Below are 23,494 nucleotides of genomic sequence, written 5' to 3'. Positions count from 1 at the left end.
AGGTTAGACGCAATCTGAAGCCAATAGTTTATTTAAACCTACGCAAATCATTTTAGCTTCGCTGCAAATTTCGTAAAATTTCTTCTAAATGTTCCAAATCTTTAATCAAAACTTCTCTGGCTTTGCTACCTTCAAATGGCCCAACTATACCTGCACCTTCGAGTTGGTCAATAATACGCCCAGCACGGTTATAGCCCAGTTTCATTTTTCTTTGTATGAGCGAAGTACTTCCTTGTTGATGAATAACCAATAGTCGGGCGGCATCATCAAACAGAGCATCCAATTCTTTAGGGTCAAAATCCAGTGTATCTGGCTCGTCATCGCCATAGAATTCTGGCAGCAGATATGCCGACTCAAATGCTCTTTGTTCGCCAATATATTCACAAATACTTTCTACTTCTGGCGTATCCACAAATGGACATTGAATACGAATGATCTCTGAACCCGTAGAAAGCAACATGTCTCCGTTTCCTACCAATTGCTCGGCACCACCTGTGTCCATAATGGTTCTGGAGTCTACTTTGGCAGTAACTTTGAAAGAAAGTCTTGCAGGGAAGTTGGCTTTAATCAAACCCGTAATTACGTTGACCGAAGGTCTTTGCGTAGCCACAATCAAGTGAATACCTATAGCCCTTGCCAGCTGTGCCAAACGAGCAATTGGTTGCTCGACCTCTTTCCCAGCCGTCATCATTAAATCGGCTAATTCGTCAATGACTAATACAATATACGGTAAAAACTTGTGCCCTTTTTCAGGATTCAAACGACGTTTGATAAACTTCGCATTGTATTCTTTTATGTTTCTTACCCCAGCATCTTTCAAGAGATTATAGCGGTTGTCCATCTCTATACAGAGCGAATTAAGTGTGTTTATTACTTTTTTGGTATCCGTTATGATCGCTTCTTCGGCATTAGGCAACATAGCCAAAAAATGCCTTTCTATTTTGTTGAAAAGCGTGAGCTCCACTTTCTTGGGGTCTACAAGAATGAATTTGACCTCAGATGGATGTTTTTTGTAAAGTAATGAAGTCAGAATGACATTCAAACCTACAGACTTTCCTTGTCCCGTGGCACCGGCCATAAGTAAGTGAGGCATTTTTGCCAAGTCAGCAATAAAAATTTCGTTCGAAATCGTTTTTCCTAAAACTATAGGCAGTTCATAACCCGACTTTTGAAATTTATCTGATGCCAAGACCGATTTGATGGACACCATTTCTCGGTTTTTGTTCGGTACTTCTATACCAATTGTACCTTTGCCAGGCATTGGTGCTATGATACGAATACCCAAAGCCGCAAGGTTCAGAGCAATGTCGTCCTCAAGGTTTTTGATTTTCGAAATTCTCACACCCGCTTCGGGAACAATCTCGTAAAGCGTCACCGTAGGTCCGATAGTGGCTTTTATTGATGCTATGCCGATAGCAAAATTGTTGATAGTTTCTACAATCTTGTTTTTGTTGGCTTCAAGCTCTTCGTTACTAACTTTTGGGCCATTGTTGCCGTAATCCATCAAAAGCGATAGTGGTGGGTACTGATAATTCGAAAGGTCGAGTTTTGGGTCATATTCTCCAAATTCTTTCAACAGTTCGTCAGAATCTTCTTCTATTTGCGTTTTAGACAAAATACTTTCTTTTATTTCTTCAACAGAAGGTCTCTCTTCTTCTGGAGATTCTACCGTGAACGCTATATTTCCACCCTTAAAAGGTTCTTTTGCTAAAGAAGAAGGTTCAAAAACCACTTCTTTTTCATCAATTTTTACTGTTGATTCGGCCTTTTGATTCGGTTTTATTTTATCAAAAAACTTATCGGCTAGCGAAGTTGGCTTTGTTTCTACTTCATCGTCCTCAATTTCTTCAAAATCCTCTTCAACGTCATTTCCGAATGTAAACTTTCTCTTTTTTGGGAAATATCTACTCAAAACATAGTCGTCGATTTTGGTAAAGCCATGAAAAAATACCAGCCAAATGAATAAAGATAACAGAATCACCAGAAAGCCGCCATAGCCAAACATGGCAAAAAGGAATTCATTGGTATGGTAGCCCAAGTTACCAGTAAGTGTAAGTGTCTTTATTTCAAAGACATAAACAAAATAGCCAAAGAAAATAGATATGAAAAATAAGTAGAAAACCGAGCCAATGGTGTATCTGTTCAGGTTAAAGCGGAATAAATCCTCCTTAAATACAAGACGAAAACCTGAGAAAAATATTATAGGAATGAGCAAAAAAGCTGAAATTCCAAACCAGATATAAATAAACCAATGGGCTATATTTGCTCCAAACCATCCGAGTGTGTTATTGGTTTTTTTGTCAAGTTTGGATATCACATTTTCCATGCTTTCTTGCAGCACGTCTTGGTCGGCAGAGCCAGTGAAGACATAAGAAACAAATGCTATCAATAAAAAGACCGATAACAAAATAAGGAAAACCCCAGCTATAAATGGCAATTGGCCATTTTGAGGCATGATGTTTCCCGGAATTGGGGAAGACGGACGCTTTTCAGACGGCTTGGCGGCCTTCTTTTTAGCTCGAAAAGAATTGGACATCGTAGTATTTTTATGGGAAAGCGAATGTTCAACAAAATTAAAACAATTTAAACGAACATCCGACAATCTTCTTTTTCTTTTTGGGTAAAATTTGTTTAAAACTAACGATTAAATTCTGAATCCTTCAACAGAACTCTTACTAATTCATTATTAATCAGAATTCTGGAGTCTCTAGAGAAAGGTAGCTTTTGGTGCTGTGCATTTTGGTTTTCAAAAAATTAAAGTCCAGCCCGACAATTATTAATTTTTTTTATTAACAGGAAATGACTAAGTTTATTGGACAATATTCAACCCTCAAATATGCAGAAATTAATCCTTCTTTTTTGGCTAACCTTATGCCTGACTTTCCAAAAAGATGCTATCGCACAGAAAAAGCCTTTGATAGTTTTTGTGTGCGGTGACCACGAGTACAGCGGTGAGCAAACATTACCTATTTTAGCAGCCGAGCTAGAGAAAAACTATGGATTTCGGGCGAAAGTCTTAAAATCATACCCAAATCAAAATTCGGAAAAAAATATTCCCGGTTTAGAGATTTTAAAAGAGGCCGATTTGGCGGTGTTTTATTTACGATGGAGGCAGTTGGTACCCGAGCAGCTCGCTCTAATAGAAGATTACCTAAAGTCAGGAAAGCCAATTATGGGCTTCAGAACCACCACGCATGCCTTTAATTTTCCGAAAGGACACGAATCTGAAAAATGGAATGCCTTTGGGGAGTTTGCTCTTAATTCACCTCCTGGATGGGGCGGGAAAGCCGCTCATACGCATTATGGACACAATAGCACCACCGATGTGTCGGTCATTCAAGACGCAAAGAAACACCCAATTTTGACAGGCGTACCACCAAACTTCCATGTAAGTTCTTGGCTATATAGGGTGCTGCCAGACTATCCAACCAAAGGTTCGGAGTGGCTTTTGATGGGCAAATCAATTAATCCAGACAAAGCAGCTATCGACAATCCAGTGGCTTGGGTCGGAACAAATTCTTTCGGTGCCAAAGTTTTCACTACTACGCTTGGTCATCCAGAGGATTTTTCGGTTGAGGCTTTCCAGAGATTGCTCATTAATGCGATTCATTGGGAGTTAGGGAAAAAGGTACCTAAGAAATGGAAAGGAAAAATAGATATCAATGTGCCTTACAGAGGCATGGTAAATTAATTTCTAAAATATTATTCTTGAAAAATTATGGCCTTCAGCATAAAATTTATTCTCCTCTTTTTTGTCTTTACTTTTTCGAATTTTGATTCGTTTCATTGGTTTAAGCCAAATCCTATTGAATTAAAAAATGATGCACACATTTCGATGGTGGGTGGGAATTTGGGTTCGAGAATGATGAATTACGGTCATTTTGAAACAGAATTATATGTAAGAAATCCAGAGAAAAATCTCATAATCAGAAATATGTGCGATGGCGGTGATACGCCTGGTTTTAGGCCACACGCAAGTCGCAATTTACCTTGGGCTTTTCCGGGGGCAGAGAAATTTCAGACCGAATATGCTAAGAATTCTGAAAGTGAAGGGCATTTTGAAACTCCTGACCAGTGGCTTACTCGTTTGAAAACAGACGTAATAATTGGCTTTTTTGGCTACAGCGAGTCTTTCCAAGGAAAGGCAGGATTACAAAATTTTAAAAACGAGTTGGAAGCATTTATAAAACACACCAAAAATCAAAAATATAATGGAAATGAAACCTCAAAATTGGCTATTGTTTCACCAATTGCCTTTGAGGATTTATCAGCCAAGTTTGATTTGCCGAATGGCGTGAAGGAAAATGCCAATCTGTGGATGTACACACTAGGTATGAAGGAAGTATGTGAAGCTAACGATGTTTTGTTTGTTGATGCTTTTACTCCCTCAAAAAAATGGTATGATTCTTCTTTAGAGCCTCTCACAATCGATGGTTCGCAATTGAATGAAGAGGGTTATAAAAAGTTAGCCTTTTTACTTTCTGATTCAATTTTTGGAATTGTAGATTTTGAAGTCGAGCCAAACCGTGATTTAGTACGTACCGCCGTGATGGAAAAAAACTGGATGTGGCACAACGACTACAAAATACCGAACGGAGTGCACGCTTATGGAAGAAGATATAATCCATTTGGACCCGATAACTATCCCGACGAAATAGCCAAAATCAGAGAGATGACAGATATTAGAGACAGAGCGATTTGGCTTGCGGCTTCAAAAGGCGAAAAACTTGATGTGGCGGCAGAAGATAAGAAAACAAGGACTTTACCTCCCGTAAAAACCAACTTTAACCCAGAAAAAAATGGTAGTCTTGAATATTTATACGGTCAAGATGCTTTGGATAAACTCAAAGTGCCAGCTGGATATAAAATTGAGCTATTTGCCTCGGAGAAAGAATTCACAGATTTGGCCAACCCCGTTCAGATGTCCTTTGATGGAAAAGGACGTCTATGGGTGGCTACTATGCCCAGCTATCCGCATTATAAACCTGGTGATACTAAGCCAAATGATAAAATTCTGATTTTGGAAGACACCAACAACGACGGTAAAGCCGACAAGCAAACAATTTTTGTAGAAGGTTTACACCTCCCTTTAGGTTTTGAAATCGCTGCTGAGGGTGTATATGTTTCTCAGGGAACTAACTTGAAGTTATTTACAGATACCAATGGCGACGACAAATCTGACAAAGTAGAAATTCTGCTTAGTGGTTTTGACGACCACGACACACACCACAACAGCAGTGCATTTTGTGCAGATCCTTCTGGTGCTATTTACACTGGAGAAGGTGTTTTTCTACATACCAATGTTGAAACTTCTTACGGTACGGTTAGAGCTACCAATGGCGGTTTTTACAGATATAGTCCGCAACTTAAGAAACTAGAAAGAACCGCTCAGCTCGCCATTCCTAACCCTTGGGGAATAGCTTTTGACCATTGGGGGCAGCCATTTTTTGCTGAAACTTCTAGTCCGGACGTGCGGTGGATGATGCCTGGAACGGTTTTGCCTCGTTATGGCGAAGCTACACACAAAGGATTTCAGTTGATAGAAAAAGATCACATGGTGCGTCCGACTTCAGGATTAGAATTTCTTTGGAGCAGACACTTTCCAGACGAAGTACAAGGCGACATGCTGATAAACAACACGATTGGTTTTTTAGGAACAAAACAACATAGTATTGTGGATGACGGAACGGGTTACAAAACCAAACACCGTCAAGATTTGATTGTGAGCGAAGATCGAAATTTCAGACCTGTAGATATGGAAATAGCTCCTGACGGCTCCCTTTATGTCATTGACTGGCACAACATACTCATTGGACACATGCAACACAATGCACGTGATCCACTGCGTGACCACGTCCATGGAAGAGTTTATAGAGTCACATACCCTTCCAGACCAATGCTTACACCAGCCAAAATAGACGGTGCAAGTGTTGAAACTCTACTGGACAATCTTAAACTGCCGGAATACCGTACAAGATACCGCACTCGCAGAGAGTTGAGAGGAAGAAGCCCCAAAGAAGTGTTACTGAAAGTGACAGCTTGGGTGGCCACTTTAGACAAAAATGACCCGAAGTATGAACACCATGTTTTGGAAGCCCTTTGGGTAACTTGGGGTCTTGGAAAAGTAGATCAGAAATTACTGAAACAGATGCTAAAAGCAAAAGATTATCATGCAAGAGCAGCAGCGGTAGAAGTATTAAGATTTACAACGCACCAAGTGCCAGATCATGCTCTTTTATTGTCACAAGCTGCTCAGGATCAAAACAGTAGAGTAAGATTGGATGCCATAGTGGCCGCCTCGTGGATTGGGAAAACAAAAGGCTTACCTATACTAGCAGTAGCCGAGAAGAAACCATTAGACGAGTGGATGATTCATGCCCACAAAACAGCAGTGGCACATCTCAGTGGTAAAGCTGTAGTCAAAGAAAAGGCCGCCGTGATTGCCAGTGTTTTAAAAGGCAAAGACCTAGAAATGTTTAACCTAGGAAGAGAAATTTATAACAAAGAAGGCTACTGTGGTACTTGTCACCAGCCAGATGGAAAAGGACTTCCAGCTTCTGGTTTTCCGCCATTGGCAGGTACAAACTGGGTGAAAGGAAGTGAAGAAAGGCTCATAAAAATAGTTCTGAATGGTTTGATGGGAGAGATTGAGGTAAACGGCAAAAAATTTCCGGGTCAAGTGCCCATGACTCCATACGGTGGTTTGTTGAACGACAAAGAGGTGGCAGCAGTGACCACTTATGTCAGAAATTCATTTGGAAATCAAGCTTCACCAGTTCAACCCGAAAAAGTGAAGCAGGTAAGGGCGGCCAGTTCAAAAAAGAAAGATTTTTATAGCCCAAGACAGCTTATGGAAATGCATCCAATGGAAAAATGACGTAGTTTTGTGGATGAATAAATTAAAAATAATTGCATTGCTCTGTATGTGGGCAGGGATATTGGCTTGTAACACAAAAAAAGTAAAAGACACAAAAATGAAAGAATCGGAAGAAGTACAGATAGAAAATTATATAAAAAAGAATGATTTGAAGATAGATTTTAAGTCCAACAGTGGCTTGAGGTTTATACTTAATCAGGAAGCAAAAGATGGAATGTCTTTAAAACAAGGTCAGTCTGTAAAAGTAAAATATTCAGGAAGATTGCTCAATGATAAGCAGTTTGATGCAGGGTCTTTCAACTTTGTGTTGGGGATAGGCCAGGTAATTACAGGATTTGACGAAGGCATAGCTAAGCTGAAAGTTGGAGAAAAAGGAACCTTGATTTTCCCTTCGTCTATAGGATACGGTGCTGCAGGTGCAGGTAGCGATATTCCGCCAAATTCGCCTTTAATTTTCGAAATTGAAGTTTTAGCAGCAAGGTAGAACGATTTTCATAAATCGTTCTACACTGTTTTTTAGATTGTAGAAGATTGGAAAGCAATTTAGGAAAATTGCACTAAAGCTGCTCTTTCTTAAGCCATTTTTCGGCATATTTGGGCTCGTAGCTTTCCATTTTATCCAAGAGGCCATCTATAGTTTCATCTACAATAACCATGTTCCTGTTTTCTCTTTTCAAAAAGCCTTCGTCCACCATCACATCCATTTGTTTGAGTAGATTGTCATAGAATCCGTTTACGTTCAAAATCCCAACCGGTTTTTGATGCAGACCGAGTTGCCCCCAAGTCAGTATCTCAAATAGTTCGTCCATACTTCCAAATCCGCCAGGCATTGTAATTATTCCATCTGATATTTCCTCCATTTTGGCTTTCCTTTGATGCATGGTTTCTACTACTATCATCTCTGTGAGATTTGGATTTGCGACCTCCATCTTTACCAAAAAATCCGGTATGATGCCGATGGCTTTTCCCCCGTTTTCCATTACAGTTCTCGATATTACGCCCATAAGGCCCACATTTCCAGCTCCGTAGATAAGAGATATGTTTCTTTTGTTAAGAGCCAAACCTAAGTCTTTGGCCGTTTCTTCATAAATTTCTTTGTTGCCGGAGTTGGCACCACAATACACCAAAATTGAATTCATCGTATTCTCTAAAATATTCTTTTTGTGGTCCAAAAGTACATTTATTTCTTCTTTTACATAAATAATAGGTACAAATTAATCATTTGGCTTTGTATTTGCTTTATTTCAGTTTTTATCGGTAACAATTGATAATTAAGCCTATGAAATTGTTCTAGAAGGCAAAAAGATGGTTTTTTTATGTACTTTTATTGATACTTAGGATTTATTAAACATAATTAACAAAAATGAAATTCTTAAAACTTCGGTCTCTTGTTTTGGTAGCAGTATTACTCATTGGATTGGGTGGTTGTAAAAAAGAGGATGTTGGACCAAACTCAAAAATTGTTGGCACTTGGAAAATCACAAGTGCAGTTTACAAAGATTCATCAGGTCCTTTAGAATTTTGGGCTTTGTACAATGCTGTCTATGCTTGTACAAAAGATATTACAATGTCGTTTACCGAGGATGGAAAGTACTCTGTATCCGAGCCAACAGGGTGTGTAGATGAAGATGGAGTATCATTGTTTTTGTTTACCAAAACGGGGACTTTTACACTAACAGACGATATCTCACTAGATATTATAGAGAATGATGCCACCCCATATAAGGGTAAAGTAGTTTTTGCAGATGGTAAATTTACTTGGACTTATGACGAGGTATTTCAGGGGGAAGCCACTTCACTAACTGTAACATTTACGAAGGTAAAATAACTGAGTAATGTAGAAAATGGTGATTCGTTTATACGACGAATCACCATTTTTTTTATTTTCTGCTGTTATAAACTATTTTAAAGATTGTGCCTCCAAGATCATCACTCACGTACAGAGCACCGTCTAGGCCTTGTGCCAATCCGCACGGACGATGTTGAATTGGACCAGTTGGCTTCACCAAGTCAGTACCAGCAAAATTATCTGCAAAAATCTCCCATTTACCCGACGGTTTTCCATTTAAGAAAGGGACAAAGGCTACAAAATAGCCCTTTTTTAGTTCGGGAGATTGGCCATGAAAAGCCACAAAAGCTCCATTTCGGTATTTGGCAGGAAACATTTTTCCTGAATAAAAGAGTAAATCATTTGGACCTAAATGTGCTGGAAATGCAATTAATGGGTTTATTGCTTTCTCTCCTCCGGTCATTTTACCGTCTCCTCCGTATTCTGGGGCTACTATTTTTTTCTTTTGAAATTGGTCATAATATATATACGGCCAGCCAGCGTCGTCCCCTTCTTTCAACTCATAGAGCGTTTCGGCGGGAAGCTCTTGGCTCTGTTTTGGCGTGTAATATTGCGGATAGAAATCATGAAACTGCCCGCGGCCATGAATTGTGGCAAACAAAGTATTGGTTTTGTTATTCCAAGCAGTGCCCACAGCATTTTTTACACCAGTGGCATATCGTTTTCCATCTGAATAGGCCTGGTTTAGTTTGGAGGCATTGAATTTCCAAATTCCACCGGCAGAATCCAGAATTGTACAAGGCATCATTCCCTTTCCTGTGCCTTTTTCTCTACAAGGGTCATTGTAGGAACCTACAGTTACGTAAATATTGTTGGCGTTGTCCAATACGAATGGTTTTGCGTTGTCTCGGCCTTTGTCTACCAATCCTTCAACAATTTTTTCGGGGGCATCAACATTAATAATTTCTTCTTTTTCATTGAGTTTGTATCTCATAACACCAGTATTGGAGGAGGTGTACAAGTAGCCATTTTTTATCGTAATTCCGGTTCCAGGATAATTTCCGAACATTTCGGTCTTTTCTATTTTGCCATCTTTATTGTCATCCCTGAGTACTACTATTCCTTTTCCATCCTTCAGTTTAGAAAGTTTTGCGTAGATTACACCATTCTTAGAAACCGTTAAATGGCGAGTAGGACCCAATTCTGTTCCGAGGATGGTAGCCTTAAAGCCGGCAGGAACTGTAATTTCACTTTTCGGAACATCAGATGGTGTTTTCTTTCTGGTTATTTCAGAAGGCTTGAAAGAGATAATAACAAACGTGGCCAAAGTTGCCAAAATCAAAGTTTTTTTCATGTTTTTAAGGAAGAATAAATGTTTTATAAATGTAAATGGATTTTTTGTAAAACCCACACATAATTCTTCCAAAACGGACTTTAGTCTTTAAAAAAATGAAACGCCCTCCAAGTTTTCTTTTACAGATTTCGGGATTTCAATGTTTAAAAATTTACAAACTGATGGAAAAATATCAACCACGGCCAAGCCATTTCTAAATCTCTGAGTCTTCGGTTTTTTATTAATCGCTATCCATGTTTCACGTTCTCTGTCTGATTGTCCACCGTGATTTTTGCCAGTTTGTGCGTCACGACCATGGTCGGTAGTTACTATCACTAGCCAGTCTTCTTTGAATTTCTTCTCTCTAAGACTTACTGCCTCATATACTTGACCAATCAATTGGTCTGCGTGTTCAACAGATTCGTAGAAAGTTTTACTGTCACCATGTCTATGGCCCATGTCATCGGTAAATTCCAAATATAACCACGATACATCAGGGCCCTTTGATTTTATAGTTTCTGCAGCTTTTTCGGTTACTAGTTTGTCAATATTTTTGATGTAAATCTTATTTTTATCGTGTGGGAATGCCACTGTGTCCAATTCATAACCGTCATATTTATTGTCTATCTTCAAGTTGTTAGTGGCTGTAAGCCCTTCGCCCAAAAGCTTGGTGCGGTTGTCGAGCCAAGTAGAGAAAACCCCTAGCTTAAAGTTTGGATTTGCTTCTTTTGCAACTTTGAAAAAAGTAGGATAGTTATAATTCGGAGCTTCTATACCGTTTCCCCACACATTGTGTTTATTGGCCCAAGTGCCGGTCAGCATGGAATTATAACCAACGGCTGATATGGTCGGCGATTCAGTTTTTCCACCTTTTTCGCCACCAACATATGCTTTACCAAAACCACCTTTGGATGTAAGTTTATCTAAATGAGGCGTATTTACTTTGGTAATAACATCGTAAGGAATGCCATCAACCAATATTACCAATACCTTTTTTTGTTGGGCGAAAGAAAGTGTTAAAAAGAAAAGATTGAATATAAATAAAGAGATTCCTGTTTTCATTTTGGAATTAAAAGTTTTGTCAAATTAAAATTAAAAAAAAGACAAAAACCTAAAACCAAAAACATTTAATATAAAAATAACAGGTCGGGAAATTGATTTCGGACTTGATTGAATAAAAAAATGAGGTCCTTTGACCTCCTTAGTAGCGGGAACAGGAGACTAGCCGTCCGCCTCGCCCCATTGCCCTTCGGATCATATCCCTAAAAGGCAATAAATAAAAAAAGGAGGTCGATTGACCTCCTTAGTAGCGGGAACAGGACTCGAACCTGTGACCTTCGGGTTATGAGCCCGACGAGCTGCCAACTGCTCCATCCCGCGATATTGGACTGCAAAGGTAAGACAAATTTTTCTATTATCAAGTATATTTGTAAAAATATTGTATTTACATCGCCATCAGAATGTTCAATTCAATTAAAAAATTAGCAAAACTCTCATCATTAACCTTGATTCTAAGAATTTTGGCTGTTTTGTTTTTGTTTTCCTTGTCTCGCTTACATTTTTATTTTTCCAATCTCGCTTTCTTTGACAATATCGGTTTTCATGAGTTCAAAAGGATTTTTCAGGGCGGCATAAGGTTCGATACCGTTAGCGTCCTTTATCTTAATCTACCTTTTGTTTTAATTTATATATTCCCCGGAAATCACCTGCAGGGTAAGAAGTTCATAGTTTTCACAGACGTTTTGTTTTTTATAACCAACGCCATCGGTCTTTTGGCCAATTGTATCGATGGGGTTTATTATCAATTTAATCTCAGGCGGTCTATATTTTCCAGTTTGGTAGAGCTTCAGGATATAAATAATCTGAGTAGTCTTTTGCTTAGCTTTTTTATACGCTATTGGTCTGTTTGGGTAGTTTGGGTATTTTTTTTGGTTAGTATTTGGTTGATTATCAAATATATAAAACCGTCAAGGACTTTTAAAAACAAACACACACAGTTTGACTTTGCTATTATTTCGGTCTTTTTTATTGTGGCGGGCTTACGTGGAGGTGACTTGTATCATTCCACAAGGCCTCTGGGGCTCAATCATGCCGGAGAGTATGTAGAACAGCCGCATCATACGGCATTGGTTTTTAATACGCCTTTTACGATTTTCAAGACCTTGGGCGGCAGTAAAATTAAGAAGCTAACGTTTTTTCAAAATGATATTGAGCTTGAAAAAGCATTCAACCCTATTCATTTGGCCGATTCAAGTAATACTTTCAGGCCTTACAATGTTGTGATTATTATTATTGAAAGTTACAGCGAAGAGGCTTCAGGAGTTGTAAATAAAGACAAAACAACTGGTGGGTTCACTCCTTTTTTGGACTCTTTGAGGCAAAAGTCATTCTATTCTGAGTATAGTTTTGCCAACGGGAAGAAGTCTATTGAGGCTCTTCCGGCTATTTGGTGCAGCCTACCAAGCTTTAAGCAACCTTTTGTGCTTTCTCCATTTTCGACCAACAAGTTGAATAGCTTACCAAGCATTCTGAAAACCAAGGGATACCATACTTCGTTTTTTCATGGAGCCCCAAATGGCTCTATGGGCTTTCAGTCTTTTGCCAATTTGGCAGGTATCGACCATTATTTTGGTAAAACCGAATACGCCAATGAAGCAGATTCGGACGGTATTTGGGGTATTTGGGACGAGCCTTTTTTGCAGTTTTTTGGCAAAAAACTTGACCAGTTTCACCAGCCTTTTTTCAGTACTGTTTTTACGCTTTCCTCACATGATCCATTCAAAATTCCAAGTCATCTAAAAGGCAAATTTAAAAAAGGCCCACATCCGATTTATGAAACCCTCAGCTATACAGATTTTGCCTTAAAACGGTTTTTTGAATCCATAAAAAATAAACCTTGGTTCCGAAATACCGTTTTTGTTATCACGGCAGATCATACGAGTTCGCACGCAACTTTACCAGCCTTTAGCAATAACCTTGGTAGGTTTAGAGTACCAATTTTCTTTTACTTTCCGGAAAAAATAGAGCCTACAAAAACTGCAAAAATGATTCAACAGATAGATATATTTCCAAGTTTAATGGCCTTGTTGAAATTCGAAAAACCGTTTTTGGCTTTTGGCAAAAATGTATTTTCAAATCAGTACAAAGATTATGCGATTAACTACTTTGAAAATTACCAATGGCACTCTGGAAAATATGTTATGCTCTTTGACGGCGAAAAACCGCAGGGATTATTTAATTTTGCAAATGAGGCATTGCTGAAAAACAATTTATCGAAGAAAGAGCCCCAAAAATTAGTGGAAATGCAATTGCAGGCGAAAGGATTTCTCCAACAATATCAAAACAGATTGATAGAAAACAGATTAACAGTAGAATGAAAGAACACAAGGCGGGATTTATTAGTATTGTTGGCAAGCCAAATGTAGGAAAATCTACCTTGATGAATCAGCTAGTGGGCGAGAAATTGTCTATCATCACCTCCAAGGCTCAGACTACTCGCCACAGAATAATGGGCATTGTTAATGGCGAAACCGCAGATTTTGACTTTCAGTTGGTCTATAGCGACACGCCGGGTATCATAAAGCCCCTTTACGAGCTGCACAATGCCATGATGGAATTTGTGCATGGCTCTATTGAAGACGGTGACGTGATACTTTTTGTGACCGATATTTATGAAAAATACGACGAGGAAGACGTAATTCAGAAATTACAGAAATGTCAGAGTCCAATAATCCTAATTATCAACAAGATAGATTTATCAACCCCAGAAATAGTACAAGAAAAGATAGATCACTGGAAGGCGGTTTTGAATCCAAGTTTGATCCTTTCTATTTCGGCACTGCAAAAAGTAGGAATTGATGGCCTTCTGGAAAATATCATCAATTTGATGCCTGTGCATCCGCCATATTTCCCGAAAGAGGAATTAACTGACAAGCCAGAAAGGTTTTTTGCGGCCGAAATCATCCGAGAAAAAATATTCTTGAACTATAAAAAAGAAGTCCCTTACAGTTGTGAGGTCGTGATTACGGCCTTCAAAGAAACTGACGACATCATAAAGGTTTCTAGCGAAATTTATGTGGAAAGAGCTACTCAAAGAGCGATTTTGTTGGGGCATAAGGGAGAGCGAATAAAGGTTGTGGGCACTGAGGCTAGAAAAGAAATGGAACAGTTTTTCGGAAAAAAAGTGTTCTTGGAACAATACATAAAAGTGGAGCCAGATTGGCGGCAGCAAAAAAACAAATTGGAGAGATTTGGATATTAATTTATTGCTACGGTCAGACCCAAAGGTCGGACCTGAAAGTAGTTTGAGATGATAACCAGAGCAATGTGTGGCAAAAGGTAGAAAGTTTGTGTGGGCACAAACTTCAGATAAAGGGACACAAATTATGGCAAGGAAAAGATAAACCAAAAAAAGAGTTTTTTAACCAATTCATAAAAAATGAAATTAGAAAAGAGCAACACAAAAGAACTTGTTTTTGAATCTATTGCAGAGTTTATAACAAACGAAGGATTCTCTGTTATTTCGAAAGACCAAAATCGCCCATGGGGAGGCTTTTTTGTGATAGATGAATCACAAGCTCCGGCATTCATAAAAAGATTTTTTGCTCATTTGAGTTTGGCCGATTTTGCTGGATTTGAAAAACTTAGTCCCAAGATTCTGGTTGTTGCTCCGCAGATGCGACTTTCATGGCAATATCATCACCGTAGAGCCGAAATATGGAAACTGATAGGTGGAGTTGCAGGCGTAGTAATATCAGATACCGACAAAGAAACCATACCTCAACCACTACAAATTGGTCAAGTTATAAACCTCAAATGTGGAGAAAGACACAGACTTTTGGGAGCAGATGGCTGGGGAGTGGTAGCCGAAATTTGGCAACATACCGACAAAGAAAACCCTTCTAATGAAGATGATATCGTTAGAGTGCAGGACGATTTTGGGAGGTGAGAAAAGATTTTTTAAACATTAGACCATAACTGTAAAGAGTTTTGGTCTTTTTTTTGCTACAAATTCTTGAAACCACATTTAAATGAATTCTTTTTTTAAGAGCATTATTTATTCCACAATCAGTTGTTTTATCTTTTCATCTTCTTTTTCTCAAGACAGGATTCTCACTAAAAAAGGGGATACTTTAAGTGTTTTTGTGAAAAATATTGAAGCCCTAAAGGTTTTTTATGTCAAAACAAACACTCAGGCATCTGAAACATTTGAAATTTCAAAATCCTCTCTTCATAAAATAATATGGAGAACTGGTAAGGAATATATTATAGATCAGGAATATGAAAATTTAGCTTTATTGTCAGCTCTGAAAAATCAGAATTTGGGGACTTTTAGCAATCAAAAGGCTACTAAGGATGTCCTTTCAAAGGATGTCTTAGCAACTAAACAAAATATTTTATTTCCAGAAATAAAAATTGATACTTTGCCTCCTGCTCCAATTTTGAAGCGAGGATATAGGTTTTTTTACTACGTATATAAGGTTAATGGTCAGCGTGTTAAGGCTAAAAAGATGGAAGAGGTCATGTGGAAGTATGACAAACAAAGTCATTTTATATTCTCAGATGGCCTTTATGATGTTAAAACCCACAGAAGGAATTTTTGGATAGGATCAGCCGCTAGATTAGCAAGTATACCGTTGGTTTATGTAAGCCCAGAATTACAAGGTGGGGTGAGTTTTGGACTTAGTATTTACAATTTTGTGCAAGAATTGAAAGTCTGGAAAGGCCGCAAAGCCATGAAAAACGCCATTCAATTATACAATGATAAACGGAGGTCAAATAGCCTAAAACCTGCGAATGCAGTCATAAGACCACGTTAAGCTTCATCTCAATTCACCCCTTTCACATTCATATCCAAAGTGTAAACAGACTCCGAGGCGGTGATAAACAATAGCTTACGGTTTTTACCACCAAAACAAATATTGGCCGTCCAGCCAGATGGCACAGGGATTTTAGCTATTTGTTTGCCGTTTTTGTCAAAAACGGTTACACCTCTTCCTGTCAAATAGAGGTTTCCTTCGTTGTCCAGTGTCATTCCATCAGAGCCCATTTTGGCAAATAATTGACGGTTTGTTAATTTCCCGTTTTCATCTATGTCGTATTTGTAGGTTTTGCTGGCACCAATATCAGCCACAAAAAGGTTTTTGCCATCTGCTGTGCCCACTATCCCATTCGGTTGTTTAAAATCTTCATCCATAATTAGAGGTACTTTGGCTCCTTTTGGCAGGTAGTAAACACGCTTTTTGTCAATTTCCTGCGTTTTTCTGGTCCAATAATCTCTTGGGTAAAATGGATCTGTAAAATAGATTCCATCTTTATTGTCTTGCCAAAGGTCATTTGGGCCGTTGAGGAGTTTTCCCTCGTAATTATCTAACAAAACTGTATGATTTCCCTTTTTATCAATAGACCACAGTTGGTTTTTCTCGTCTGCACATGAAAGAATATTCCCTTTTTTGTCAAAATATAAGCCATTTGATCTTCCAGCATTTTCCAAAAATACGCTCAATTGTCCTTTGGTATCGTATTTCCAGATTTTATTGTTGGGTTGGTCAGTAAAAAACACATTTCCTTTTTTGTCAGCGGCTGGGCCTTCTGTAAACTTAAATTGGCTCGAAATCTTTACAAGTTTTGCTCCTTTTTTAACAAAACTCAAGGTGTCAAAATCTTGGGCAAAACCACCCAAACTTATTAACGAGAAAAGAATTAAGAACTTAAATTTGATTTTTTTCATGAAAAATTAAGCTTTGTTCAATTTACTGTTTTTATAGCCGTAAAGAAAATATATGGCGATTCCAATTACAACCCAAATCAGGAACATTCGCCAGTTTGACCAGCCGAGCTCGGTCATGAGGTACAAATTAGTAAGAATTCCCATTACTGGCAGAAGCGAAAATTTGTATTTCAAGGCCAAAACAGATATGGTAAGCCAAGCCAACCAAAAAACAACAATTAGTGGTTTTTCTGAAATATGTGCAAATATTCCGTCGGTATAATAGTGAGTCCAGTACAAACCGCCAAGAAATACGATGCCAATTATGAATTTGCCATTCACATACGGCACTTTGAATTTGGAGTTTTTGCTAAGACCTGTGTGATCCATGTAAAGTATACCACAGCAAACCAATATAAACGCAAAAAATGTTCCTACGCTCGTGAGGTCAATAAAAAACTGCATATTCATAAAAAGCGATGGAATACCTACAAAAAGGCCTGTAATGATGGTTGCAAAACTTGGAGTCTTATATTTTTTGTGAATTTTTGAAAACTTCTTTGGAAGCAAGCCATCTCTACTCATCACCATCCAGATACGGGGTTGTCCCACTTGGTAGGCAAGTAAAGCACTTGTAATAGCCACAACAGCACTCACGGAGATAATCCCAGCCATCCAGTTGAAATCTACTTTTTCGAAAACATAAGCCAATGGGTCATTAACACCCAATTCTTTATAATTTACCATACCCGTAAGCACCAAGGTGATAACCACGTATAATACTGTACAAATAGCCAAGGTAATCAACATGGCCTTGGGCAAATCTCTTTGCGGATCTTTACACTCCTCGGCGGTTGTAGATATGGAGTCAAAGCCAATAAAAGCAAAAAATACAGAAGCCACACTCATCATAACACCCTTCATACCGTTGGGAGCGAATGGCTTCCAGTTGGCAGTATCAATGTAAAAAACGCCACCGACTATTACCAATAATATCACCGCCAATTTTATTACTACTAAAATATTTGAGGCATTACGAGACTCTTTTATACCTGTGTAAATCAGAGCGGTAATGAGAGCAGTTATGGCACCCGCCGGTAAATTAAATATGATTTTTATCCCACCAATCGTTGGAGCATCAACGTATGCTTGAGCCAAGGCCTTCATGTTTGATGCTATTTCTCCTAAAGTTCCGTTTGCGGTTGCATTTTGAACATCTTGATAAGCCAATTTTGCTGTACCAGCATCTATAGCCAGCCATCTAGGAAAATGGACTCGGAAAATATTTTCCAACATACTGACAAAATATTCGGACCAAGAAATGGCTACTACCATATTGGAAACTGCATATTCAAGCACCAATGCCCAGCCAATAATCCAAGCGAAAAGTTCGCCAAAAGACACATAAGCATAAGTATATGCACTGCCGCTCACGGGTACAGTGGATGCAAATTGAGCATAACTCAAAGCGGTAAAAACACAGGCAATTGCGGTAAAAACGAACAAAAGAGAAACTGCGGGACCACCATTGAAGCTTGCTCGACCGATGGTACTGAAAATACCAGCACCTATGATGGCCGCTATTCCGAACATGGTTAAGTCTCTGACGCCAAGTACTTTGGCAAGGCCGCTACCATGTTCCACAGAATTGACATCTTTGATGGCTTGATCAATGTTTTTTCTACGAAAAAGTGATTTTAACATAGTTTATAGGTTATTTTTTTGTTGATTTTCTAAAACTTAGGGGTTTTTCTAGAAAAAGAATTCTTGTAAAATTATTAAAAAAATGCCGCTATGCTAATTTAAACAATATTTTATTACGCGTGGTGCGATTTTCCAAATCGCTTAATGGTATTCATGCATCTTGAAAAATCGCACTACGTTAGTCGATTAATTTAAAAAGCCGTACTTTTGCACAAAATTTCAAAAAATCAATATGTCAAAGAAAATTGAGTCGGCACTCATTTCGGTGTTTTATAAAGATGGATTAGACAAAATCGTTAAACTTTTACATGAAAACGATGTAAAAATATATTCAACTGGCGGTACTCAAAGCTTCATTGAAGAAATGGGAATTCCCGTGATTGCGGTTGAAGATCTAACTTCTTATCCATCTATTTTTGGAGGAAGAGTAAAAACGCTACACCCGAAAGTATTTGGAGGTATTTTGCATAGAAGAGACAATCAGGACGATGTGAAAACTGCTGCTGAACTCGAAATTCCTGCTATTGATTTAGTTATTGTTGACCTTTATCCTTTCGAAGAAACTGTAGCCTCGGGAGCTTCAGAAGATGATATCATTGAGAAAATTGATATTGGTGGAATTGCCTTAATCAGAGGTGCTGCCAAAAATTTCCAAGATGTTTTGATTGTCTCCTCAAGAACTCAATATGACGATGTTTTTGAAATTCTTTCTGCCAAAAACTGTGGAACTGATTTCGATGATAGAAAAAAATATGCAAAATTGGCTTTCGGAACCAGCTCACATTATGATTCAGCCATTCATGCCTATTTTGCTGGTATCGAAGACGGCGGAAATTTCAGAGCATCGGAACAAACGCCATTACGATATGGAGAAAATCCGCATCAATCCGCTAGTTTCTATGGAAATCTAAATGAGATGTTTACCCAATTGCACGGAAAAGAACTTTCGTACAATAATCTTATGGACGTGGACGCTTGTGTGCGTTTGATTGAAGAATTTGAAGATTTGACTTACGTAATTGTAAAACATAACAATGCTTGTGGAGTAGCGACCGCCGCCACTTCGCATCAGGCGTATCTGAATGCACTTTCTTGCGACCCAGTTTCTGCCTTTGGTGGAGTTATCATCACCAACGGAAACGTAGATTTAGCCACGGCGGCGGAGTTACACAAACTTTTCTTTGAAATTTTGATTGCACCTTCATTTGATGCTGATGCTTTAGAGATTTTGAAAAAGAAAAAAGACCGCAGATTGTTAATCAGAAAAGAAGTAAAAACTTCAAAAAAACAGTTTAGAACGCTTCTGAATGGGGTTTTGGAGCAGGATAAAGACCTTTCGACAGAAAAAACGGCTGATTTTAAAGTTGTAACGAATACGGTTCCAACTGATGACCAAAACAAAGCTTTAGAATTTGCTTTGAAAATATGCAAGCATTTGAAATCTAACAATGTGGTTTTGGCGAAAGACGGACAATTACTTGCCAGCGGCGTTGGCCAAACATCGAGAGTAGACGCACTCAAACAAGCGATAGACAAAGCAAAAGAATTTGGTTTTGATTTAAACGGTTCTGTGATGGCCTCTGAAGCATTTTTCCCGTTTCCAGACTGTGTAGAAATAGCCGGAAATGTAGGAGTAACAGCAGTGGTTCAGCCAGGAGGTTCAATAAAAGACCAATTGTCAATCGACTATTGTAATGAAAACGGCATAGCAATGGTAATGACTGGCGTTAGACATTTCTTACATTAAAAAAGGACGGTCAGACCGCAGGTCCGACCTGAAAGGCATAGAGTAATTAAAAAAGCAGAAATTCAATTGTTGAGTTTCTGTTTTTTTGTTTGACCCCAAAAAAAGATTTTTGAAATGTATAGAGGAGAAATGACAGAAATTCAATCATTGAGTTTCTGTCATTTTGTTTCAAATCACCAAACAAATGCTTATTTTGCATAAAAAAAGCTATTGGCTACATGCCAATGGCCAAATACTAAAACAATGAAACTACAATTTTTTGGAGCAGCACAGCAAGTAACAGGCAGTAAACATCTTTTAACTACCTCAAAAGGCACAAAAATACTGCTAGATTGTGGTATGTTTCAAGGTATCAACACAAGCGACATGAACCTTAACTTTGGGTTTAATCCTCTTGAAATAGACTATTTATTACTTTCGCATGCACATATTGATCATACAGGCTTGGTGCCAAGGTTGGTAAAAAAAGGGTTCAAAGGCCAAATATTTTGCACTGCTGCCACAAAAAGCCTTTGCGAGATTATGTTGATGGACTCTGCTCGAATTCAAGAAAGAGATCTCGAAAGAGTTAATAAAAGAAGAAAAAATAGGGGAGAAGACGAGCTGGAGCTTTTATATGAAGAATCAGATGTAACAGAAGCCTTAACTCAGTTTGAGGTAGTTTATCTCAATAAACCATTTTACCTGGAAGAAGGAATTAGAATAGAATATTTTAATGCGGGTCATATTTTGGGTAGTGCGGGCATCTTGATTCATTTAGAAGAAGAAAGCAACACTAAAAAAATCTATTTTACTGGTGATATTGGTCGACCGAATGATAAAATCCTACGAAGTCCTGAGCGTTTTCCTCAGGTAGATTATTTGATTTGTGAATCAACTTATGGAGATCGACTGCACGAACCAGAGCTAGATATGAAAGCTCATTTGCTTGAATTGGTGCATAAAACATGTGTCGTAAAACGTGGAAAGTTGATTATCCCGGCTTTTGCGGTTGATAGAACACAAGAGTTGGTTTTTGCATTAGATCAATTAGAAAGTGAAGGCAAACTTCCGCGAATTCCTGTGTATGTCGATAGCCCATTGGCTGTAAATGCCACAATGGTCATGAAAAAGCACAGAGAAGATTTTAATCCCGATATCCTCAAATACATTGAAAGAGACGGCGATGCTTTTGGCTTTGATAATCTGCACTATATCACCGAAGTAGAAGAGTCAAAGGCCCTGAACGAGTCAAAAGAACCCTGCATAATCATTTCAGCGTCAGGCATGGCCGAGGCTGGAAGAATTAAGCATCATATAGCTAATAATGTCGAAGATCCCGACAATACCATCCTGATGGTGGGGTATTGCTCACCGAATTCATTAGGTGCCATGCTCAAAACGGGTCAGCCGACGGTTAAGATTTTTGGGCAAGAGAAGATTGTTAAAGCCGAAGTTGCTATCATGGACTCATTCTCCGCACATGCGGACTATTCGGAGATTATTGAACTTCTGAAGTGCCAAGATTCAGAAAAGGTGAAAACATTGTTTTTGGTACATGGGGAATACGATACTCAAAAGGCATTCAAAGAGAAATTAACTCTTGAAGGCTTTAAAAATATTATTATTCCAAGTCAAAGTGAAGGCTTTGCTTTTTAAAAATTTACGAGAACATCATTTCTATTATTTTTATGAATAAAATATTTCAATTATTACTCGCTCTAACTTTCATTGGTCTGATGTCTGTTGAAATTTTAAAACCGGTAAAATGGACTTTTGCTAGTACGCCATCAAAACCAACAATAGGGCAAACGGTAGATTTAGTCTTCACAGGGAAAATCGAAAAGGATTGGTATATCTATAGTTCTGAACTTAAAGTAGAAGGGCCTAACCCAACCGAATTAGATTTGATTTCTAATGGAACTTATCAAAAAGTCGGCAAATTGATAGCCGTAAATCCTAAAGAGAAGTACGATAAAATTTGGGAAGGGACAATACATTATTTTACAAAAGAAGCGAAATTCATCCAGAAGATCAAGATATTAAAGGCAGGGGCAACTGTTGAGGGTAAAATAAATAGCTACACCTGCACACTAAAAGATGGAAGTTGTATTCCAAACAAAGATAAGTTTAGCTTTAAGTTTTAATATTTTTTGGACAGCTCATCTATAAGACTTTCATAAAAAATTCCCCATCCAAAATTAGATTCTAGGGATTCTGTAGACTTATTATAGGCTAATTTTAGCCTGAAGTCTGATATTTTTTTTAAAATATTTTCAGGATTTTTATTTTTCATAATTACAGTTTTGGCCTCCTTTATCAGGGCTTTATTCACTTTGTCTATCTCAGGTATTTCACAAGGTTTCATTTTTTGAAAGGGGGAAATATTTCTAATTCAGAAATTAATACTGGGAAGGTCCATTTTGCTCTATTTAATACCAAGGACTGCATTCCACCTCCTGATGTTTTATAATTATTTTCTATGGTTTGGGCTATTTCGCTTTCAAATATTATAGCAGTTTTTCCTTCTTTTAATTGTATTTTGTAAACGTCATATTTTGCAGAATGACTTACAGTTGGCAGACCAAACCTCTGTTCTAAACTCTCTGAAATATACTTTTTTATGTCTTCAATTTTTGTCCAAAAAGGAGTAAATGGAGAAGGAGGGGGATTACCTTTAGGTATAATTTTATATAAAATATATCCTTCTCCTATTATGATTTTTTTTGGAATAGTGTTGCCACTATTTATCAAACTCTCCACAAACTGGGGTGCAGAAGCTTCTGTTCTCATTTCATCAAGTAGGCTTTTTTTTACTTCTTTTATGTCAATTCCCAAGGGTTTGAAACCTGAGGAGTTGCCCAAGCTATCAAAGTTTGATTTGAGGCTATCTACCCACCAAGTTCGAAGCAGAAATGTGGGTCTTTGCAACCTAACAGTATTTTCAAATTCTTCTTTAAAGGACTGGATTTTGCTCTTATTTCGGTTTAAAAAAGTGGCAGTTTTTAGTAAAACATTGTTTACTTTTCTTAAGCTATCATCTATAATACAGGCTTTCCAAGCGTGTATTATAGATTTTTGTTCAAAAAACAGTTCTAAAGGTTTCTCATAAAAGTCATCTATAAAAGCCCTTTTTTCTAATGAATCTAATGAATTAGTATTGATTAAGTATTCTAAGGAATCTCTGTGATTTTTTATAGAGTCTGAGCTGATTTTTTCAATTTTTGAAACATTAAGTTTTGATAATAAACTTCCTTTAGCTGTTATGGAAATAAATACAAATATTAATAAAAAGGTTGTTTTTTTTATCATTTATTAAAAGGTAAAGTTTGACAACATTATTAGGTAAGAAATCT

19 protein-coding genes and 1 tRNA gene are annotated in these 23,494 nt (G+C 37.9%); 11 read left to right on the top strand and 9 right to left on the bottom strand.

Features of this window, described 5'->3' with window-relative positions; all coding sequences use genetic code 11:
• Positions 1 to 52: 52 nt before the first annotated feature.
• Positions 53 to 2,536, bottom strand: coding sequence for a DNA translocase FtsK (locus EGI26_RS09240; protein WP_255077847.1), 2,484 nt, complete (start codon positions 2,534 to 2,536; stop codon positions 53 to 55).
• A 300-nt stretch (positions 2,537 to 2,836) separates the two neighbouring features.
• Here EGI26_RS09240 and EGI26_RS09235 point away from each other — a divergent pair, with 300 nt between their 5' ends.
• From EGI26_RS09235 to EGI26_RS09225, 3 genes are read left to right on the top strand one after another with little or no spacing between them, the layout of a single operon-like run.
• Positions 2,837 to 3,691, top strand: coding sequence for a ThuA domain-containing protein (locus EGI26_RS09235; protein ID WP_255077846.1), 855 nt, complete (start codon positions 2,837 to 2,839; stop codon positions 3,689 to 3,691).
• A gap of 27 nt (positions 3,692 to 3,718) precedes the next feature.
• Positions 3,719 to 6,877 carry a PVC-type heme-binding CxxCH protein gene (locus tag EGI26_RS09230; RefSeq protein WP_255077845.1) on the top strand — a complete coding sequence of 1,053 codons (3,159 nt, stop codon included), beginning with the start codon at positions 3,719 to 3,721 and terminating at the stop codon, positions 6,875 to 6,877.
• 13 nt (positions 6,878 to 6,890) lie between these two features.
• Positions 6,891 to 7,361 carry an FKBP-type peptidyl-prolyl cis-trans isomerase gene (locus tag EGI26_RS09225; protein ID WP_255077844.1) on the top strand — a complete coding sequence of 157 codons (471 nt, stop codon included), beginning with the start codon at positions 6,891 to 6,893 and terminating at the stop codon, positions 7,359 to 7,361.
• A 73-nt stretch (positions 7,362 to 7,434) separates the two neighbouring features.
• On the opposite strand, the gene EGI26_RS09220 is transcribed toward EGI26_RS09225, so the two are convergent.
• Entirely contained in the window at positions 7,435 to 8,016 is a 582-nt protein-coding gene (locus tag EGI26_RS09220; protein ID WP_255077843.1) for a TIGR00730 family Rossman fold protein, read from the bottom strand.
• Between the two features lie 224 nt (positions 8,017 to 8,240).
• Here EGI26_RS09220 and EGI26_RS09215 point away from each other — a divergent pair, with 224 nt between their 5' ends.
• On the top strand, positions 8,241 to 8,705 hold the full coding sequence (locus EGI26_RS09215; RefSeq protein ID WP_255077842.1) for a lipocalin family protein: 465 nt from the start codon (positions 8,241 to 8,243) through the stop codon (positions 8,703 to 8,705).
• 52 nt (positions 8,706 to 8,757) lie between these two features.
• Here the strand turns inward: EGI26_RS09215 and EGI26_RS09210 are convergent, their stop codons facing one another.
• The 3 genes from EGI26_RS09210 to EGI26_RS09200 all read right to left on the bottom strand — a co-directional run bounded on the left by EGI26_RS09210 (position 8,758) and on the right by EGI26_RS09200 (position 11,379).
• Complete coding sequence (locus tag EGI26_RS09210) at positions 8,758 to 10,020, bottom strand: sorbosone dehydrogenase family protein (RefSeq protein WP_255077841.1); 1,263 nt, start codon at positions 10,018 to 10,020, stop codon at positions 8,758 to 8,760.
• 87 nt (positions 10,021 to 10,107) lie between these two features.
• On the bottom strand, positions 10,108 to 11,061 hold the full coding sequence (locus tag EGI26_RS09205) for an alkaline phosphatase family protein (RefSeq protein ID WP_255077840.1): 954 nt from the start codon (positions 11,059 to 11,061) through the stop codon (positions 10,108 to 10,110).
• Positions 11,062 to 11,306: 245 nt separating this feature from the next.
• A tRNA-Met gene (locus EGI26_RS09200) sits at positions 11,307 to 11,379 on the bottom strand.
• A gap of 80 nt (positions 11,380 to 11,459) precedes the next feature.
• Here EGI26_RS09200 and EGI26_RS09195 point away from each other — a divergent pair.
• From EGI26_RS09195 to EGI26_RS09180, 4 genes are all read left to right on the top strand, one after another.
• On the top strand, positions 11,460 to 13,376 hold the full coding sequence (locus EGI26_RS09195) for an LTA synthase family protein (protein ID WP_255077839.1): 1,917 nt from the start codon (positions 11,460 to 11,462) through the stop codon (positions 13,374 to 13,376).
• Positions 13,373 to 14,260 carry a GTPase Era gene (gene era, locus EGI26_RS09190; protein ID WP_255077838.1) on the top strand — a complete coding sequence of 296 codons (888 nt, stop codon included), beginning with the start codon at positions 13,373 to 13,375 and terminating at the stop codon, positions 14,258 to 14,260. The genes EGI26_RS09195 and era overlap by 4 nt, the downstream gene beginning before the upstream one ends.
• 177 nt (positions 14,261 to 14,437) lie before the next feature.
• Positions 14,438 to 14,947 carry a phosphoheptose isomerase gene (locus EGI26_RS09185; protein WP_255077837.1) on the top strand — a complete coding sequence of 170 codons (510 nt, stop codon included), beginning with the start codon at positions 14,438 to 14,440 and terminating at the stop codon, positions 14,945 to 14,947.
• 82 nt (positions 14,948 to 15,029) lie between these two features.
• Complete coding sequence (locus tag EGI26_RS09180; protein ID WP_255077836.1) at positions 15,030 to 15,818, top strand: hypothetical protein; 789 nt, start codon at positions 15,030 to 15,032, stop codon at positions 15,816 to 15,818.
• Between the two features lie 8 nt (positions 15,819 to 15,826).
• Here the strand turns inward: EGI26_RS09180 and EGI26_RS09175 are convergent, their stop codons facing one another.
• Together EGI26_RS09175 and EGI26_RS09170 are read right to left on the bottom strand one after the other, a co-directional pair.
• Positions 15,827 to 16,729 carry an SMP-30/gluconolactonase/LRE family protein gene (locus EGI26_RS09175; protein WP_255077835.1) on the bottom strand — a complete coding sequence of 301 codons (903 nt, stop codon included), beginning with the start codon at positions 16,727 to 16,729 and terminating at the stop codon, positions 15,827 to 15,829.
• 6 nt (positions 16,730 to 16,735) lie between these two features.
• A complete protein-coding gene (locus EGI26_RS09170) occupies positions 16,736 to 18,412 on the bottom strand; it encodes an amino acid permease (RefSeq protein ID WP_255077834.1) in 1,677 nt (558 codons plus the stop codon).
• 232 nt (positions 18,413 to 18,644) lie between these two features.
• Between EGI26_RS09170 and purH the strand changes: the two genes are divergently transcribed.
• From purH to EGI26_RS09155, 3 genes are all read left to right on the top strand, one after another.
• On the top strand, positions 18,645 to 20,159 hold the full coding sequence (gene purH / locus EGI26_RS09165) for a bifunctional phosphoribosylaminoimidazolecarboxamide formyltransferase/IMP cyclohydrolase (protein WP_255077833.1): 1,515 nt from the start codon (positions 18,645 to 18,647) through the stop codon (positions 20,157 to 20,159).
• Between the two features lie 243 nt (positions 20,160 to 20,402).
• Positions 20,403 to 21,797, top strand: a complete 1,395-nt coding sequence (locus EGI26_RS09160; RefSeq protein ID WP_255077832.1) for an MBL fold metallo-hydrolase RNA specificity domain-containing protein — start codon at positions 20,403 to 20,405, stop codon at positions 21,795 to 21,797.
• A gap of 32 nt (positions 21,798 to 21,829) precedes the next feature.
• Positions 21,830 to 22,285, top strand: a complete 456-nt coding sequence (locus EGI26_RS09155; protein WP_255077831.1) for a protein-disulfide reductase DsbD domain-containing protein — start codon at positions 21,830 to 21,832, stop codon at positions 22,283 to 22,285.
• On the opposite strand, the gene EGI26_RS09150 is transcribed toward EGI26_RS09155, so the two are convergent.
• Both EGI26_RS09150 and EGI26_RS09145 read right to left on the bottom strand, forming a co-directional pair.
• The gene (locus EGI26_RS09150) at positions 22,282 to 22,506 is read right to left on the bottom strand and encodes a hypothetical protein (protein WP_255077830.1); all 225 of its coding nucleotides are present in this window, start codon (positions 22,504 to 22,506) and stop codon (positions 22,282 to 22,284) included. The genes EGI26_RS09155 and EGI26_RS09150 overlap by 4 nt on opposite strands.
• A complete protein-coding gene (locus EGI26_RS09145; RefSeq protein WP_255077829.1) occupies positions 22,503 to 23,450 on the bottom strand; it encodes a hypothetical protein in 948 nt (315 codons plus the stop codon). The genes EGI26_RS09150 and EGI26_RS09145 overlap by 4 nt, the downstream gene beginning before the upstream one ends.
• Positions 23,451 to 23,494 lie beyond the last annotated feature (44 nt).

Source organism: Lacihabitans sp. CCS-44 (genome assembly GCF_024343735.1).
GTDB lineage: Bacteria > Bacteroidota > Bacteroidia > Cytophagales > Spirosomataceae > Leadbetterella.
This window is presented reverse-complemented; position numbering and strand designations above follow the sequence as displayed.

Bases quoted from the DNA above. Each gene is read 5' to 3' on its own strand.
- EGI26_RS09240 (WP_255077847.1), bottom strand. From the start codon at position 2,536: ATGTCCAATTCTTTTCGAGCTAAAAAGAAGGCCGCCAAGCCGTCTGAA.
- EGI26_RS09235 (WP_255077846.1), top strand. From the start codon at position 2,837: ATGCAGAAATTAATCCTTCTTTTTTGGCTAACCTTATGCCTGACTTTC.
- EGI26_RS09230 (WP_255077845.1), top strand. From the start codon at position 3,719: ATGGCCTTCAGCATAAAATTTATTCTCCTCTTTTTTGTCTTTACTTTT.
- EGI26_RS09225 (WP_255077844.1), top strand. From the start codon at position 6,891: ATGAATAAATTAAAAATAATTGCATTGCTCTGTATGTGGGCAGGGATA.
- EGI26_RS09220 (WP_255077843.1), bottom strand. From the start codon at position 8,016: ATGAATTCAATTTTGGTGTATTGTGGTGCCAACTCCGGCAACAAAGAA.
- EGI26_RS09215 (WP_255077842.1), top strand. From the start codon at position 8,241: ATGAAATTCTTAAAACTTCGGTCTCTTGTTTTGGTAGCAGTATTACTC.
- EGI26_RS09210 (WP_255077841.1), bottom strand. From the start codon at position 10,020: ATGAAAAAAACTTTGATTTTGGCAACTTTGGCCACGTTTGTTATTATC.
- EGI26_RS09205 (WP_255077840.1), bottom strand. From the start codon at position 11,061: ATGAAAACAGGAATCTCTTTATTTATATTCAATCTTTTCTTTTTAACA.
- EGI26_RS09195 (WP_255077839.1), top strand. From the start codon at position 11,460: ATGTTCAATTCAATTAAAAAATTAGCAAAACTCTCATCATTAACCTTG.
- era (WP_255077838.1), top strand. From the start codon at position 13,373: ATGAAAGAACACAAGGCGGGATTTATTAGTATTGTTGGCAAGCCAAAT.
- EGI26_RS09185 (WP_255077837.1), top strand. From the start codon at position 14,438: ATGAAATTAGAAAAGAGCAACACAAAAGAACTTGTTTTTGAATCTATT.
- EGI26_RS09180 (WP_255077836.1), top strand. From the start codon at position 15,030: ATGAATTCTTTTTTTAAGAGCATTATTTATTCCACAATCAGTTGTTTT.
- EGI26_RS09175 (WP_255077835.1), bottom strand. From the start codon at position 16,729: ATGAAAAAAATCAAATTTAAGTTCTTAATTCTTTTCTCGTTAATAAGT.
- EGI26_RS09170 (WP_255077834.1), bottom strand. From the start codon at position 18,412: ATGTTAAAATCACTTTTTCGTAGAAAAAACATTGATCAAGCCATCAAA.
- purH (WP_255077833.1), top strand. From the start codon at position 18,645: ATGTCAAAGAAAATTGAGTCGGCACTCATTTCGGTGTTTTATAAAGAT.
- EGI26_RS09160 (WP_255077832.1), top strand. From the start codon at position 20,403: ATGAAACTACAATTTTTTGGAGCAGCACAGCAAGTAACAGGCAGTAAA.
- EGI26_RS09155 (WP_255077831.1), top strand. From the start codon at position 21,830: ATGAATAAAATATTTCAATTATTACTCGCTCTAACTTTCATTGGTCTG.
- EGI26_RS09150 (WP_255077830.1), bottom strand. From the start codon at position 22,506: ATGAAACCTTGTGAAATACCTGAGATAGACAAAGTGAATAAAGCCCTG.
- EGI26_RS09145 (WP_255077829.1), bottom strand. From the start codon at position 23,450: ATGATAAAAAAAACAACCTTTTTATTAATATTTGTATTTATTTCCATA.